This is a genomic window from Micromonospora sp. NPDC002389, from assembly GCF_040296095.1.
In the GTDB taxonomy this organism is placed as follows: Bacteria; Actinomycetota; Actinomycetes; order Mycobacteriales; family Micromonosporaceae; genus Micromonospora.
This window is the reverse complement of record NZ_JBEOWP010000005.1, coordinates 147,554-163,014: the sequence shown is the minus strand read 5'-3', so window position 1 is coordinate 163,014 and position 15,461 is coordinate 147,554. Positions and strand designations below refer to the sequence as shown.

Below are 15,461 nucleotides of genomic sequence, written 5' to 3'. Positions count from 1 at the left end.
CCGTCACCGGTCGCCCCGGTGAGACGATCACCGGGGCGACCGGTACGCGGAGCCGAATCATGATCCGGCCGCTCCGGCGCGGGGAGACCCGCGCTCGGGGCGGCCGGTCCGTGCCCCCGGTCGGGTCCCGGCCGCAAACCGTTCGCGAGCAGCTACGCTGCACCATCGCTTCGCACTCCAGGAGGTTGCGCTGAGACTCGAACTGCGCGGCATCACCAAGCGGTTCGGTGATCTGGTCGCCAACGACCACATCGACCTGACGGTGGAGCCTGGAGAGATCCACGCCCTGCTCGGCGAGAACGGCGCGGGCAAGTCGACCCTGATGAACGTCCTGTACGGGCTCTACCAGCCCGACGAGGGCGAGATCCTGGTCGACGGCAAGCCGCTCAAGCTGCGCGGCCCCTCCGACGCGATCGCGGCCGGCATCGGCATGGTGCACCAGCACTTCATGCTCGTACCGGTCTTCACGGTCACCGAGAACATCATGCTCGGTGCCGAACAGGTGCGCGGCGGCATCGCCGGGTTCCTGGACCGGCGCCGCGCCCGCCGCGAGGTCGCCGAGGTCTCGGAGCGCTACAACCTGCGGGTCGACCCGGACGCGGTGATCGAGGACCTGCCGGTCGGAGTCCAGCAGCGGGTCGAGATCGTCAAGGCGCTGACCCGCGATGTCGACCTGCTCATCCTGGACGAGCCCACTGCGGTGCTCACTCCGCAGGAGACCGAGGAACTGCTCACCGTGATGCGGTCGCTCAAGGCCGCCGGCAAGTCCATCGTCTTCATCACCCACAAGCTCGGCGAGGTCAAGGCGATCGCCGACCGGATCACGGTGATCCGGCGCGGTAAGACGGTGGGCACCGCGTCGCCCGAGGCCAGCCGGGACGAGCTGGCCGCGCTGATGGTCGGCCGCAGCGTCCGGCTCACCGTGGAGAAGGCACCGGCCACGCCGGGCGAACCGGTGCTGGAGATCTCCGGCCTGGTCGTCGACGACGACCGGCAGGTCCGCGCGGTGGACGGCGTCGACCTGACCGTACGCGCGGGCGAGGTGCTCGGCGTCGCGGGTGTGCAGGGCAACGGGCAGACCGAACTCATCGAGGCGGTCATGGGCCTGCGTCCGGTGCTCGCCGGCACGATCAGCCTCGACGGCCAGCGGGTCGACGGCTGGAGCACCAAGAAGGTGCTGCGCGCCGGGGTCGGCTACGTCCCCGAGGACCGTAGCGTCGACGGCCTGGTCAAGGAGTTCAGCGTCGCGGAGAACCTGGTGCTGGACATCTACGACCGGCCGCCCTTCGGCAGCGGGTTGTCGCTCAAGCCGGACGCGATCGCGAAGTCGGCGCAGGAGCGGATCGACCAGTTCGACGTCCGGACCTCGTCGGCCCAGGCACCGGTGGGCACGCTCTCCGGCGGCAACCAGCAGAAGGTGATCGTGGCACGGGAACTGTCCCGGCCGCTCAAGCTCTTCATCGCCGCCCAGCCCACCCGGGGCGTGGACGTGGGTTCGATCGAGTTCATCCACAGCCAGGTCATCCGCGAGCGCGACATCGGCACCGCCGTGCTGGTGGTCTCCAGCGAACTCGACGAGGTGATCGGGCTGGCCGACCGGATCGCGGTGATGTATCGCGGACGGGTCATCGGCATCGTCGGCCCGGACACCCCGCGCGAGGAGATCGGCCTGCTGATGGCGGGCATCAGCCCCGACGCGACCGGCGGCTCCCCGGACAGCACCGCCGCCGACAGCACCGCCGCGGCGACCAGCGACCGGGACGAACCGGCGGTGACCGACGCGGACGCGGTGAGCGCCGACGGCACGACCGCGACCACCGACCGCGACGTCACGGCCACCACCGACGGCGTGGCCCCGGCCCCCGAGGGTCCCGGCAACGAGGACGGCAAGGCATGAGCGAGCCAATCCCACAGCCTGGCTCGCCGGACAAGGAACCGGCGAGCGAGGAGCAGGCCAACCGGACCGCGATCGGCAACACCGAGCGCGCCGAGACGGCCACCACCGGGCAGCCCCCGCAGGAACGACCCACCCTGGGCCGGCTGTTCCTGGAGAACCTGTGGGCGGCCAACACGTTCACCGTGACGTTGCTGTCGCTGGTGCTGGCGATGCTGGTCGGCGCCATCCTCATGATCATTTCTGATCCGGACGTGCTGGCCACCTACGCCTACTTCACCGCCCGTCCCGCCGACGCGCTCAGTGCGAGCTGGACGCTGGTCAGCGAGGCGTACGCGAACCTGTTCAAGGGCAGCGTCTTCGACCCGGCCGCGACCACGGTCAACGCGGCGCTGAGCCCGATCTCGGAGACGCTCACCTACACCGCGCCGCTGGTCTTCACCGGCCTGTCGGTGGCGCTGGCCTTCCGGGGCGGTCTGTTCAACATCGGTGCCCAGGGCCAGGCCACCATGGGCGTGATCCTGGCCGCGCTGGCCGGATTCCTGCTGCCGCTGCCGCCCGGGCTGCACCTGCTGGTCGCGGTCCTGGCCGGTGCGGTCGGCGGCGCGATCTGGGGTTTCATCCCCGGCATCCTCAAGGCGCGGACCGGCGCCCACGAGGTGATCAACACGATCATGCTCAACTACATCGCGGTCTACTTCCTGACCTGGCTGATCGTGCAGAACGGCGTGCAGGACCCGAATCGCACCGACGCGATCAGTCGGCCGGTGGACGCCTCCGCCCAACTGCCGCGCCTGTTCGGGGACGGGCTGCGGGCGCACGCCGGGATCATCCTCGCCGTGCTGGCCACCCTGGCGGTCGCCTGGCTGCTCAACCGCTCCACGCTCGGCTTCGAGCTGCGCGCGGTGGGCGCCAACCCCGACGCCGCCCGCACCGCCGGCATCAGCGTCACCCGGACGTACGTGCTGATCATGGTCTTCGCCGGGGCGCTGGCCGGACTGGGCGGCTCGCAGATGGTGCTCGGCACCACCGCCGCCGCACTGACCCCGCTGGTGGTCGCGCAGATCGGCTTCGACGGCATCCTGGTCGCCCTGCTCGGCCGGGTGAAACCGTGGGGGGTGGCGCTGGCCGCGCTGCTGTTCGGCGCGTTGCAGGCCGGCGGCAACCGGATGCAGTCGTACTCGGGGATCTCGCTGGAGCTGGTCACCGTGCTCCAGGCGCTGATCGTCATCTTCATCGCCGCGCCGGCCCTGGTGAAGGCGATCTTCCAGCTCCGGGCGGCGCGGGCCGCCCGGTTGCAGACGAGCCTCGCGAAGGGCTGGTGAGGCATGTCCACCATGGCAGTCCCCGACGTCGCGGTCGCGCAGGTCGACGAGGGTTTCTGGACCCGTACCCGCAAGGTGGGCCTGGTGCTGTCGGCCCTCGGCCTGCTGGCCACCGTGCTGTTCGGCGCGCTCGCCACCGGTGAGCAGGCCCGCTTCACGCTGAGCGAGGACTCCGCCGGGGCCGCGCTGGAGATCCACGGGACGGTCGGCGCGATCCTCTTCGGACTGATCACGTTGGCCGCCGGGGCGGCGATGCTGGCCGGTCTGCCGAAACGGTGGTTCGTCCCGGTGCTCGCCGTCGGTCTGGTCGGCTTCGTGCTCTCCTTCCTCTGCTGGCAGGTCTCCGCCGCACCGACCGGGCAGAACTTCATGCCGCTGGTCAACATCGTGCGCGGCACGTTCCTGCTCGCTCTGCCGCTGATCTTCGGTGCGCTGGCCGGTGTGCTCTGCGAGCGCTCCGGCGTGGTCAACGTCGCCATCGAGGGCCAGTTGCTGATGGGCGCGTTCAGCGGCGCGCTGTTCGGCAGCATCAGTGGCAGCGTCTGGGTGGGTCTGGTCGCCGCCGCGATCGGCGGCGCGTTCATCTCGCTGCTGCTGGCCGTGTTCTGCATCCGCTACCTGGTCGACCAGGTGGTCATGGGCATCGTGCTGAACCTGCTCGCGGTCGGCATCACCGGTTTCCTCTACGAGCGGTTGATGCAGACCGACGCGGCGCGCTACAACAGCGCTCCGCGGTTCAGCAACTGGGAGATCCCGCTGCTGTCCGACATCCCGGTCCTCGGGCCGGCGCTGTTCCGGTCCAGCATCTTCCTCTACCTCGCCCTGCTGCTGGTGCTCGTGATCCACATCGCGCTGTTCCGGACCCGGTGGGGTCTGCGGACCCGGTCGGTCGGCGAGCACCCGACGGCGGCGGACACGCTGGGCGTGAAGGTGCTGCGGGTGCGCTACCGCAACGTGCTGCTGGCCGGTGTGGTCGCCGGCATCGGTGGGGCGTCGTACACGTTGGCGCTCTACTCGTTCACCAAGAACATGATCGGCGGTAAGGGCTTCATCGCCCTGGCCGCACTGATCTTCGGCCGCTGGAGCCCGACGGGGGCGCTGCTCGCGGCGCTCTTCTTCGGGTTCGCCGACCAGTTGGCCACCTACCTGGGCGCGATCAACAGCATCATCCCCGGCCAGTTCCTGGCCATGCTGCCGTACCTGGCGACGATCCTGGCGGTGGCCGGGCTGGTCGGCCGGGTCCGGGCACCCGCCGCCGACGGCAAGCCGTACATCAAGGGCTGATCCAGGGGAGCGCAGCATGGAGATCGACTGGGCGCGGTTGCGCGCCGCCGCCACCGAGGTCATGCGGCACGCGTACGTGCCGTACTCGAAGTTCCCGGTGGGCGCGGCGGCACTGGTCGACGACGGCCGGGTCGTGGTCGGCTGCAACGTCGAGAACGCCGCGTACGGTGTGGTGCTCTGCGCCGAGTGCGGCGTGGTCTCCTCGCTGCACGCCACCGGCGGCGGCCGGATCGTCGCGCTGTCCTGCGTCGACGCCACCGGCGAGCCGCTGATGCCGTGCGGGCGCTGCCGGCAACTGCTCTGGGAACAGGGCGGGCCGGAGTGCCTGATCGAGGCCAAGGACGGCCCGCTGCGGATGGCGGAACTGCTGCCGCACGCCTTCGACGTGGCCGACCTCGACGCGGTCACCCGGGAACGGCCGGTGCCGGTGGTCCCCGGCCGGCTGGCCGCCTGGCGGGGACGCGGCACCGTCTTCGTGCACCCCGACCTCTCCGCCGGCCAGCAGATCTGGACGGCCTACTGGGAACGGTCGGCCGGCGACGACGCGGGCGCCGAGACCGGGGTGCTGGAGGAGGCGCCGACCTGGGACGACTCGGCGGAGGCGATCACCTGGGGGTTGGCGCGTACGCCCCGGGTCGTGGTGGTGGACGCGTCCGGCACGATCTTCTGGGCCGGTGAGGGTGAGCCGCCGATGGAGATTCCGGTTCGCTGGGGTGGTTGAGCTTGGGCCGGGGGCCGACCGTGCCCGGCTCCGGGCGGTCAGGCTTGATCCCTGCGCCGGGCACGGTCGGCCCCCGGCCCGACGGGTGTGCGGCTTGTGCGTCTGCTGCGGGACGACGGGGTGTGCGGGATTGCCGGTGAGTGGGCCGGTGTGGGTGGGCGGCGGTGACTTGTGGAGGGATGGGGTTCAGAGGTGAGTGTGTTTACTGCGGTTGACGTTATTCGGGTGAAGCGGGACGGGGGTGTGCTCTCCGACGCGCAGATCGACTGGGTGGTGGACGCGTACACCCGGGGGGCGGTGGCCGACGAGCAGATGTCGGCGCTGGCCATGGCGATCCTGCTGAACGGGATGACGGGGCCGGAGATCGCCCGGTGGACGGCCGCGATGATCGCCAGCGGTGAGCGGCTGGACCTGTCGTCGGTGTCCCGGCCGACCGTGGACAAGCACTCGACCGGCGGCGTCGGTGACAAGATCACCCTGCCGCTCACCCCGTTGGTGGCCGCCTGCGGCGCGGCGGTGCCGCAGCTCTCCGGGCGCGGCCTCGGGCACACCGGCGGCACGCTGGACAAGCTGGAGTCGATCCCGGGCTGGCGGGCCGCGCTGAGCAACGAGGAGTTCACCGCCCAACTGCGCGATCTCGGGGCGGTGGTCTGCGCCGCCGGGTCGGGGCTGGCCCCGGCCGACCGCAAGCTGTACGCGTTGCGCGACGTCACCGGCACGGTGGAGGCGATCCCGCTGATCGCCAGCTCGATCATGAGCAAGAAGATCGCCGAGGGCACCGGCGCGCTGGTCCTCGACGTGAAGGTCGGCTCCGGCGCGTTCATGAAGTCCGTCGACGACGCCCGCGAGTTGGCCCGGACCATGGTGGAGCTGGGCGGCGCGCACGGTGTCCGCACGGTCGCCCTGCTCACCGACATGTCGACGCCGCTCGGCCTGGCCATCGGCAACGGGGTCGAGGTCACCGAGTCGGTCGAGGTGCTGGCCGGTGGCGGCCCGGCCGACGTGGTGGAACTGACGCTGGCGCTGGCCCGGGAGATGCTCGACGCCGCCGGGCTGCCCGACGCCGATCCCGCCGCCGCACTGCGCGGCGGGCGGGCGATGGACGTGTGGCGGTCGATGATCCGCGCGCAGGGCGGTGACCCCGACGCATCCATGCCCACCGCGCCCGAGGTCGAGGTGGTACGCGCCGAGACGGACGGCTACGTCGCGACCGTCGACGCGTACGCCATGGGGGTGGCCGCGTGGCGGCTCGGCGCCGGCCGGGCCCGCAAGGAGGACCCGGTCAGCGTGCCCGCCGGTGTGCTGTTGCACAAGCGGCCCGGTGACCCGGTCCGGGCCGGTGACCCCCTCTACGAGCTGCGGTCCGAGAGTCCGGAGAGGATTCCGGCGGCGCTGGCGGAGGCGGCCCGCGCGGTGACTCTCGCGGCCACACCGCCGGCCACTGTTCCGTTGGTGCTCGAACGGGTGGAGTGAGTCCATACTGGTCGCGCCCCATGGTGCCGGGCCGGTCTGGCCGCTATCCTCGCAGGCCAGGGGGGACTACTCGGCGCCCGAGACATCACGACCAGACAGGGATGTTGCCGTGATCGTGCCTGCTCCCGACCCTCGCGAGGTGCGTGAAGCGAGCCTGGAGGAGCTGTCCCGGCTGCGGCTGCCACTGCCGCCGCCGCAGTTCCCGCTGGTGTGGGAACCCGGCGACGAGATCGAGTTGCGGCCGACCCCGGAGGTCGAGGCGCGGATCGCCGTGCTGCACCTGATCCAGGCGCGCTGCTTCGGCATGCCCCCGCAGGCGGCGATGAGCTGGTTGCTGGCGTCGCACCTGCTGGAGATGGTCACCCCACCGGAGTTCCAGTTCGTCACCGGCGCCAAGGGCGACCACCGCTCGTTCGTGCTGCATCACGACGCGCTGTTCGCCCTGACCTGGGTACTCGGCCTGACCAAACAGCTCGACCCCACGCTGCCGGTGGACGAGCGGCTGGTGGAACGCCTGCCGAACATCGTCGAGGGGGAGACCCTCCGGCGCTGGCAGGCCCGCATCCTGACCGCGCCGCAGCATCCGGCCGACGCCGCCGCCCTGCTCGACCTGCACTACTGCCTCGACTGGGCGTATCTGGAGGTGAGCCGGGCCGGGCGGTTGTTGCCGGGGCTGGTGGACGCCAACGCCATCGGCCAGCGCCGCTGGGCTCTGGAGTGGGCGGTGATGCTGCGCGGGCCGTACCACGACGAGCCGCCCGGCTGGGAAGAGGTCGACCTCTCCACCTAGGGCCGTGGGCGGTACACGCCGAGCCGGACCGCGACGGTCACCCGGACCGGCTCGCCGAGGGCGGCGATCCGGTCGGCCAGCCCGACCGGATCGGTGTGCCAGGCGCTCGGGCCCATCCCGACGAGCGTGGCGACCTCCGGACCGGCCAGGCTCAGCTCCTGCCGGTGCTCGGTCTGCGACACCTCGACGAAGTGCCCGCCGAGGCCGGCGGCGATCCGGTCCGCCTTGGCCGGGTCGACCCGGAGCAGGTCGAGCGCGTCGACCAGCTCGGCGAGGTGGTCGACCACCGGCGTCACCACCAGCAGCCGCCCGGTCGGTGCGAGGACCCGGTGGAACTCCGCGCCGTTGCGGGGTGCGAAGACGTTGAGCAGCAGTGCCGTCGAGGCGTCCGCCAGCGGCAGGCGCTGCCAGGTGTCGGCGACCGCCGCGGTGATCCGGGGATGCGCCCGGGTGGCCCGGCGCAGCGCCGGCTTGGAGACGTCCAGGGCGAGACCGACGGCCGCCGGCACCGCCGCCAGCACCGCGGCGAGGTGCCGACCGGTGCCCGCGCCCGCATCCACCACCAGCGGGTACGCCCCGGCGGCGTCGGTCGGGAGACCCTGGTGCGGCCCCTTTGCTCTGCTTACCTCGACGCAACAGACCCGCCCGGCTTCCGGTGCGTCCGGTGAAGCAGAGCAAAGGCAGCGCGGGGCACCTGGGTGCGGGGCGGCGACCTCCTCGGTGACGCGGGTGCCGGCGTCGGCGAGGGCGGCGGAGATCAGGTCGTAGTGGCCGGCGGCGAGGAAGTCCGCCCGTGCGGCGATCATCTCCGCGCTGTCCCCGCCGTGCGGGGCGCGGCCGGCGAGCAGGTTGACGTAGCCCTGCCGGGCGATGTCGAAGCTGTGCCGGCGCGGGCACCGCAGCGCGCGGGGGGCACCGGCGGACACCTCGCCCAGTGGCTCTCCACAGACCGGGCAGCGCAGTCGCTCGACGACGCGAGGGTCCATCACCACAGCAGGTCGCAGGCCAGATCCACGCTCCCGAGCGTACCCAGCGGTCTGCTGCGGACTAGGGTCTGGTCATGGCCGCGAACATCGGGTACGAGGACATCGTCAAGGCACCGAAGGCGTTGCTGCACGACCACCTGGACGGCGGTCTGCGGCCCGCGACGATCGTCGAGCTGGCCGCCGAGGTCGGTCACGAGCTGCCCACCACCGACCCGGCGGAGCTGGGGCGCTGGTTCGTGGCGGCGGCCGACTCGGGTTCGCTGGAGCGCTACCTGGAGACGTTCGCGCACACCGTGGCCGTGATGCAGACCGCCCCGGCGCTGCGGCGGGTGGCCCGGGAGTGCGCGCTGGACCTGGCCGCCGACGGGGTGGTCTACGCGGAGGTGCGCTTCGCCCCGGAGCAGCACCTGGAACGCAACCTCAGCCTGGACGAGGTGGTCGAGGCGGTGCTGGCCGGGTTCGTCGAGGGCACTGCGCTCGCCGCCGAGGCCGGTACGCCGATCCGGGTCGGCACGCTGCTCACCGCGATGCGGCACGCGGCGCGTTCGCAGGAGATCGCGGAGCTGGCGGTCCGGCATCGCGACCGCGGGGTGGTGGGGTTCGACATCGCCGGTGCCGAGGCGGGTTTCCCGCCCACCCGGCACCTGGACGCCTTCGAGTACCTCCAGCGGGAGAACTTCCACTTCACGATCCACGCTGGTGAGGCGTTCGGGCTGCCCTCCATCTGGCAGGCGATCCAGTGGTGCGGGGCCGACCGGCTGGGCCACGGCGTACGCATCGTGGACGACATCACCGTCGGCGCGGAGCCGGTGCTCGGTCGGCTGGCCGCGTACGTGCGGGACAAGCGGATCCCGTTGGAGCTCTGCCCGTCGTCCAACGTGCAGACCGGTGCCGTCGCGTCGATCGCCGAGCACCCCATCGGGCTGCTGCGTGACCTGCGGTTCCGGGTCACCGTGAACACCGACAACCGGCTGATGAGCGGCACCTCGGTGTCCCGGGAGATGGCGCTGCTCTGCGAGGCGTTCGGCTACGGCTGGCGCGAGGTGCAGTGGTTCACCATCAACGCGATGAAGAGCTCCTTCATCCCGTTCGACGAACGGCTCCGGATCATCGACGAGGTCATCAAGCCCGCGTACGCCAAGCTGCTGGCCTGAGCGCCCGACGCCGGTTCACCGGGGCGGTGGTTCACCGGGCCGGTGGTTGACCGGGGCGGTGCAGACCGGCGACCTGACGCAGGATCTCCCGGGCCCGGGCGGCCTCGGCACCCAGCCCGGTCTGGCGGCGCAGCACTGCCGGCTCGGCCCGCAACAGCGTCACGCCCCGCCGCAGCAGTACCCGGGGACCCTTGCGCTGCTCGGCCAGGTCGCGGGCCAGCCGACGGAGGAAGGTCGCCCCGCGTGGCCGGCGCAGCGCGTACGCCCCGGCGACCAGGCCCCGAAGTCGGCATTCCTCGACGATCTCCGCAGCGAAGATCCCTTCGGCCACGAAAAGTGGCGAATCGGCCAGCTCGAACGGCCGAGTGGCCACCCGCCGGTCCTCATTGATGGCGTACACGGGGACGTCTGCCCGACCGTGCCTCGCCAGTCGGGTTATGACTTCAACGGCCGTTTCGGCGTCCCAGGAAGCGGGCGACTCCCAGTCGATCTGGCCATCCCGGCGCGGTAACGATGGGTCATCGCCATTCTTGTAGAAATCGTCCAAACAGAGCACTGGCAGCCCGGTTTGTCGCGCTATGTATGACTTTCCAGAGCCGGATGGGCCAGCGAGCAGGACAACTCGGTGCGGGGGTTCCATTACCTTCAGTGACTCCGAACAGACGGACCGCGATCAAATTGCGTCAACATCTCATCACACCTTTGGCTGGGGCCAACCTGGGCTTTCTCTTTCCCCAGAGGCGTGATGGAATCTCGGATGGTCCGACCCGCCGGGTCGGCTGCTGGGCGTTGTCCGCAAGACAACGCGGACGCTGCAATCACGAGGGCGGTGACGTGAGCAAACGACCGAAGACGGCAGGCTCCTTCCTGTCGCGTATGGGTCGACCGGTCGGTCGGCTCCGCGACATGCCGATCTGGTCCAAGCTCGGTCTCATCATGATCGTGCCGACCATCGCCACGGTCGTCGTGGGCACCAGTGGTCTGGTCGACCACCTGGACTCGCTCAGCGACGCCAACCGGGCCGGCGACCTCGCCGAACTCATCGGGCACTCCGGTTCGCTGGTGGACGGTCTGCAGGACGAGCGGACGGCTGCCGTTCTGCTTCTCGGCCTGGAGCCGCAGTCGGCCGGGCAGGCCGAGTCGGAGGAGAAGAAGAAGGCCTCCGCGCTCTACAGCGAGGTCTCCGGCGCTGTGGACCGGGCCACGGATCCCTACTCGTCGCAGCGCTCCGACCTGACCGACCTGCCGCCCAGCCTCCAGGAGCTGCTGACGCAGATCGACGAGCGACTCGGCGACCTGCCCGGCACCCGGAGCCAGGTGATTAACGGGAAGTTCAAGATCACCGACACGCTCCAGTCCTACGACGAGCTGATCAACCAGCTGCTCTCCGTGCGGGACTCGGCCAGCCAGCTCGCCGGTGACAACGACCTGAGCGACCGGATGCGAGCCTCGGCCGCCGTCGCGCGGGAGAAGGAGTGGCTCTCCGTCCGCCGGGTGGTCGTGCACCGCGCCCTGATCCAGGGCGGCATGAGCGCGACCCTGCGCACCGACTACATCTCCAGCGAGACCGGCCAGCAGCAGGCACAGCAGAGCTTCAACGCGGTAGCCACCGAGTCCGAGGCGGAGTTCCACGCCCAGACCATCGGTGGTGGTGACCGGCGGCAGGCGACGATCTACATCAGCCAGGTCAACGCCGACGCTTCGACGAATCTCGCCGGCCTCTCCTTCACGCCGGAGGAGTGGGACGCGGCGCTGGTCGCCAACGGGAATCTGATCCGGTCGGTGGAGTCCAAGTTCGACTCGGACGTCGCCGCCGAGGCCGCCAACCTCCGCTCCGACGTGCAGCGGCAGGTGTTCCTGGAGACCGGCCTGCTGCTGACCACGCTGCTGTTCGCCATCTTCCTGGCGTTCCTGGTGGCCCGCTCGATGGCCCGCTCGCTGCGGGAGCTCCGGCAGGGCGCGCTCTCCATCGCCCAGTACGGCCTGCCCCAGGCGGTGGCCCGGCTGCGTGACCCGCAGGTCACCGGCCAGCTCTCACCGATGCAGTTGGCCAACCAGATCGCCGAGCCGCTGCCGGTCCGCAGCAAGGACGAGTTCGGGCAGGTGACCGAGGCGTTCAACGCCGTCCACCTGGAGGCGGTCCGGACCGCCGCCGAGCAGGCCGCCCTGCGGGCGTCCGTCGCGACCATGTTCGTCAACCTCGCCCGCCGTTCCCAGATCCTGGTCGACCGGCTGATCGGTCACCTCGACCGGCTCGAGCGCGGCGAGGAGGACCCGGACCGCCTGGCCGAGCTGTTCCAGCTCGACCACCTGGCCACCCGGATGCGCCGTAACGACGAGAACCTCCTGGTGCTCGCCGGCGCGGACTCGACCCGTGTGCAGCGCGAGCCGGCTGCGCTGATCGACGTGCTGCGGGCCGCCCAGTCCGAGGTCGAGCACTACACCCGGATCGAGTTCGGCGTCATCGACCGGGACATCGAGGTCGCCGCGCACGCCGTCAACGACCTGGTTCACCTGGTCGCCGAGCTGTTCGACAACGCGACCGCCTTCTCCCCGCCGGACTCCCAGGTGCTGGTGGAGGCCCGTCGGGTCGGTGACCGCGCCTCGCTGTACGTCGAGGACCGGGGCATCGGTATCAGCGCGGAGCAGCTGACCGATCTCAACGAGCGCCTCGCCACGCCGCCTCAGGTGGACGTCGCGGTCTCCCGGATGATGGGCCTGGTCGTGGTCGCCCGGCTGGCGTCCCGGCACAGCGTCCGCGTGGAGCTGCGTCCCGGCAACGACCGGGGCACCGTCGCCGACGTCACGCTGCCGCCGACCGTGCTCGTGCCGCGTGGGCTGTCCGGCCGTGGGCAGCAGCCCGCCGCGCTGCCTCCCGCCGGCCCGCCGCCCGGCCCGGCCCCCGCGTTCGGCGGCATGCCGCCGATGGGCAACAACGGCAACGGTCCGGGCCTGCCGGCGGCTCCCGCCCAGCGTCCCGGTGGCTCCGGCAACCAGGTGACCCTGGGTGGTCGACCCTTCGACCCGGCCAGCCGCAACGGTGCCGGTACGCCGGGCTCCATGGCCGGTGCCGGCAACCTGCCCGCCTGGTCGGACCTGACCGGTGCCAGCGGCGTCCCCGGCGGCAACAACTTCGCGTCGCGTACGTCCAACGGGTCGTCGCACGACCCGCTGCCGCAGCGCCGCCACACCGACGAGTCGAACCCGGGGCAGCAGCCGACCATCCCGCGTCAGCTCCCGAGCAGCCCGGAGGCGGCTCCCTACACGCCGCCCGCGGTGTCCGCCCCGCCGGTGCCGCCGATCTCGTCGCCGCCGGTCTCGGGTACGCCGTACTCCGCGCCGCCGGTCTCCGGCGCGCCGGTCTCGGGCTCCCCGGTCTCGGGTGCGCCCGGCGGGTTGCCGCAGCGGCCCGTGTCGCCGGGCACCGGTTACCAGCAGCCCTCGGCACCGCCGGCCTGGCCGCCGGTGGCCGGGGAGACGGCCGCCCCGGCGGTGCCCGAGCGGCTGGCCGCCGCGCTGGACATGACCACCGAGCTGCCCCGGGTGTCGCGCCCGGCGCCGCAGCAGACCCCGTCCGCCTGGCCCGCCTCGGCGCCGCAGCCCCAGCCGACCACGCCGACGCCGCCGCAGGCACAGAACCGGCAGCGGTACGCGGATGAGACGATGGAGCTGCCGATCTTCCGGGAGCTGGAGTCCGCGTGGTTCCGCACCCGTCGTCCGGGGCCGGAGGAGTCGGCCGGTGCCCGCCAGCCGGCGGCCAACGGCGCCACGACCCAGCAGATCACCGCGATCGACACCACGGGTCGGCCCGCACCGCAGACCCCGAGCGCGACGACAGGTAACGCACCGATGGCAGAGACCCCGACGGCCGCAGGCGCGCCCGGCGGGAACGGCGCGAACGGTGGGTTCCGTCCCGGCGGCGGTGGCGAGAACAGGCCCTCGTACCGGCCCGCGCCGCAGGATAGTGTGTGGCAGACCGCGGCCGACGACGGTTGGCGGGCCGCCAGCGCGGCCAGCCAGGCACCGGCCGCCACCGCCACCACGCAGACCGGGCTGCCGAAGCGTACGCCGATGGCCCAGCTCGTGCCGGGTGCGGTGGAGAAGCCGGCGGCTACGGTGCAGAAACGCAACCCCGAGTCGGTGCGCGGTCTGCTCTCCGCCTACCACCGGGGTGTCCAGCGGGGACGTAACCACCCGTCGGACAGCAACCCGACCGGCCCGGAGGGAACTTCGGGCGGGCAGCAATCCTCGCAGTCTGGCTCAGGCCCGGTGGCCGGGAGCGGGCAGAAGGAGCAAGAAGGATGACTAGTACGCAGGATCTCGGTTGGCTGCTGGCCAACTTCGCCGATCGTGTACCCGGTGTCGCGCACGCGGTCGCCGTCTCCGCGGACGGCCTGCTCCTGGCGTCGTCACGAGACCTTCCGCGGGACCGGGCGGACCAGCTGGCGGCGATCGCCTCCGGCCTGGTCAGCCTGACCCAGGGTGCGGCCCGCTGTTTCGAGGGAGGGGCGGTGCTGCAGACCGTGGTCGAGATGGACAATGGCTTCTTGTTCCTGATGTCGATCTCCGACGGCTCGTCGTTCGCGGTCCTCGCCGCGCGTGCCAGCGACGTGGGACAGGTCGGGTACGAGATGGCCCTGCTCGTGGACCGGGTGGGCGATGCGCTGACCCCGGCGCCACGTACCGCCGTCGGGATGATGGGCTGATCGTCGCGCCAGCCGGTGGGGCGGGCGAGGCGCGAACACTACACACGAGGAGTAGCGCCGGCGAGAGCCGGTGCCGGGTACGAAGGAGGTGAGCGGCGACATGGCCGATCGTGACGAGCCGACCGGCGCTTTGGTCCGTCCATACGCCGTGACCCGCGGTCGTACCCGTCCTCGCCTCGACATCGCCCTGGAGGCGCTGGTCGAGACCACGGTGCGCGGTCGGGCCGTTGCCACAGGCAACGGCGGGCAAGGCCGAGAGCACCAGTACATCGCCGCGCTGTGTGACGGACGTGTGCAGTCGCTCGCCGAGATCGCGGCGCGCATGCAACTTCCGCTCGGCGTGGCCCGGGTGCTCATCGCCGACATGGCGACGGACGGCCTGGTCGCGGTCCACGAGCCGACCATCCTGGACGACTCGGACGACGCGGTGGGCACTGAATTGCTGGAGAGGGTGCTGAGTGGACTTCGCAGGCTCTGACATGTCGCACCGTCCGCCGACCCCGAGCGGGCGAGTGACGTCGGCGAAGATCGTTATCGCCGGTGGATTTGGCGTCGGCAAGACGACGCTGGTCGGCTCGGTCTCGGAGATCACGCCGCTGACCACCGAGGCCATCATGACGTCCGCCGGTGTCGGCGTCGACGACACCCGGCAGGTGCCGGGTAAGACGACGACCACGGTGGCCATGGACTTCGGCCGTATCTCGATCGATCGTGACCTGATCCTGTACCTCTTCGGTACGCCGGGTCAGACCCGTTTCTGGTTCATGTGGGATGAACTGGTCCGGGGCGCGATCGGCGCGGTCGTGCTGGTGGACACCCGCCGGCTGGCGGACTGCTTCGCGGCGATCGACTTCTTCGAGCACCGGCGGCTGCCGTACCTGGTGGCCATCAACTGCTTCGACGGCATGCAGTACCACGATCCGCAGGACGTCCGGGAAGCGCTCGCGATCTCCAGCGACGTACCGGTGGTGGCCTGTGACGCCCGGAACCGCGAGTCGACGAAGCACGTGCTGATCTCGCTGGTCGAGTACGTGCTCACGATGCGCCGTACCCGGGCCGTCGCACCCGCCTGACGATCGGTTGCCGCGCCCGGTGTCGACCAGGACGACACCGGGCGCGCAATGCTGT

The 15,461-nt window shown here is 71.4% G+C and carries 13 protein-coding genes; 11 read left to right on the top strand and 2 right to left on the bottom strand.

The genetic code is table 11. The features are described 5' to 3' along the window. Nucleotides 1–157: 157 nt before the first annotated feature. The 6 genes from ABT008_RS11845 (at nt 158) to ABT008_RS11820 (ending at nt 7,487) form a co-directional block, all read left to right on the top strand. Nucleotides 158–1,897: an ABC transporter ATP-binding protein gene (locus ABT008_RS11845; RefSeq protein ID WP_350696173.1), complete on the top strand. Its 1,740-nt coding sequence runs from the start codon at nt 158–160 to the stop codon at nt 1,895–1,897. Beyond that, the gene (locus ABT008_RS11840; protein WP_350695830.1) at nt 1,894–3,219 is read left to right on the top strand and encodes an ABC transporter permease; all 1,326 of its coding nucleotides are present in this window, start codon (nt 1,894–1,896) and stop codon (nt 3,217–3,219) included. Before ABT008_RS11845 ends, ABT008_RS11840 begins: the two co-directional genes overlap by 4 nt. A 3-nt stretch (nt 3,220–3,222) precedes the next feature. Next, nucleotides 3,223–4,503 (top strand): ABC transporter permease, encoded by a 1,281-nt coding sequence (locus ABT008_RS11835; RefSeq protein ID WP_350695829.1) that lies wholly within the window; start codon nt 3,223–3,225, stop codon nt 4,501–4,503. Nucleotides 4,504–4,519: 16 nt separating this feature from the next. After that, on the top strand, nt 4,520–5,224 hold the full coding sequence (locus ABT008_RS11830; protein WP_350695828.1) for a cytidine deaminase: 705 nt from the start codon (nt 4,520–4,522) through the stop codon (nt 5,222–5,224). 192 nt (nt 5,225–5,416) lie between these two features. Continuing rightward, on the top strand, nt 5,417–6,697 hold the full coding sequence (locus tag ABT008_RS11825; RefSeq protein WP_350695826.1) for a thymidine phosphorylase: 1,281 nt from the start codon (nt 5,417–5,419) through the stop codon (nt 6,695–6,697). Nucleotides 6,698–6,806: 109 nt separating this feature from the next. Continuing rightward, complete coding sequence (locus ABT008_RS11820; RefSeq protein ID WP_350695825.1) at nt 6,807–7,487, top strand: DUF4272 domain-containing protein; 681 nt, start codon at nt 6,807–6,809, stop codon at nt 7,485–7,487. Here the strand turns inward: ABT008_RS11820 and ABT008_RS11815 are convergent. Further along, entirely contained in the window at nt 7,484–8,473 is a 990-nt protein-coding gene (locus ABT008_RS11815) for a putative RNA methyltransferase (protein ID WP_350695823.1), read from the bottom strand. The genes ABT008_RS11820 and ABT008_RS11815 overlap by 4 nt on opposite strands. 74 nt (nt 8,474–8,547) lie before the next feature. Between ABT008_RS11815 and ABT008_RS11810 the strand changes: the two genes are divergently transcribed. Further along, entirely contained in the window at nt 8,548–9,627 is a 1,080-nt protein-coding gene (locus ABT008_RS11810) for an adenosine deaminase (RefSeq protein WP_350695821.1), read from the top strand. A gap of 31 nt (nt 9,628–9,658) precedes the next feature. On the opposite strand, the gene ABT008_RS11805 is transcribed toward ABT008_RS11810, so the two are convergent. Continuing rightward, on the bottom strand, nt 9,659–10,267 hold the full coding sequence (locus ABT008_RS11805) for a uridine kinase family protein (RefSeq protein WP_350695819.1): 609 nt from the start codon (nt 10,265–10,267) through the stop codon (nt 9,659–9,661). 194 nt (nt 10,268–10,461) lie between these two features. On the opposite strand from ABT008_RS11805, the gene ABT008_RS11800 reads away from it, so the two are divergent. The 4 genes from ABT008_RS11800 (at nt 10,462) to ABT008_RS11785 (ending at nt 15,406) form a co-directional block, all read left to right on the top strand. After that, nucleotides 10,462–13,932: a sensor histidine kinase gene (locus tag ABT008_RS11800; protein WP_350695817.1), complete on the top strand. Its 3,471-nt coding sequence runs from the start codon at nt 10,462–10,464 to the stop codon at nt 13,930–13,932. Further along, nucleotides 13,929–14,333, top strand: a complete 405-nt coding sequence (locus tag ABT008_RS11795; protein ID WP_131057168.1) for a roadblock/LC7 domain-containing protein — start codon at nt 13,929–13,931, stop codon at nt 14,331–14,333. The genes ABT008_RS11800 and ABT008_RS11795 overlap by 4 nt, the downstream gene beginning before the upstream one ends. 100 nt (nt 14,334–14,433) lie before the next feature. Then, nucleotides 14,434–14,811 carry a DUF742 domain-containing protein gene (locus ABT008_RS11790; RefSeq protein WP_091416218.1) on the top strand — a complete coding sequence of 126 codons (378 nt, stop codon included), beginning with the start codon at nt 14,434–14,436 and terminating at the stop codon, nt 14,809–14,811. A gap of 1 nt (nt 14,812) precedes the next feature. Then, nucleotides 14,813–15,406 (top strand): GTP-binding protein, encoded by a 594-nt coding sequence (locus tag ABT008_RS11785; protein ID WP_117228677.1) that lies wholly within the window; start codon nt 14,813–14,815, stop codon nt 15,404–15,406. Nucleotides 15,407–15,461 lie beyond the last annotated feature (55 nt).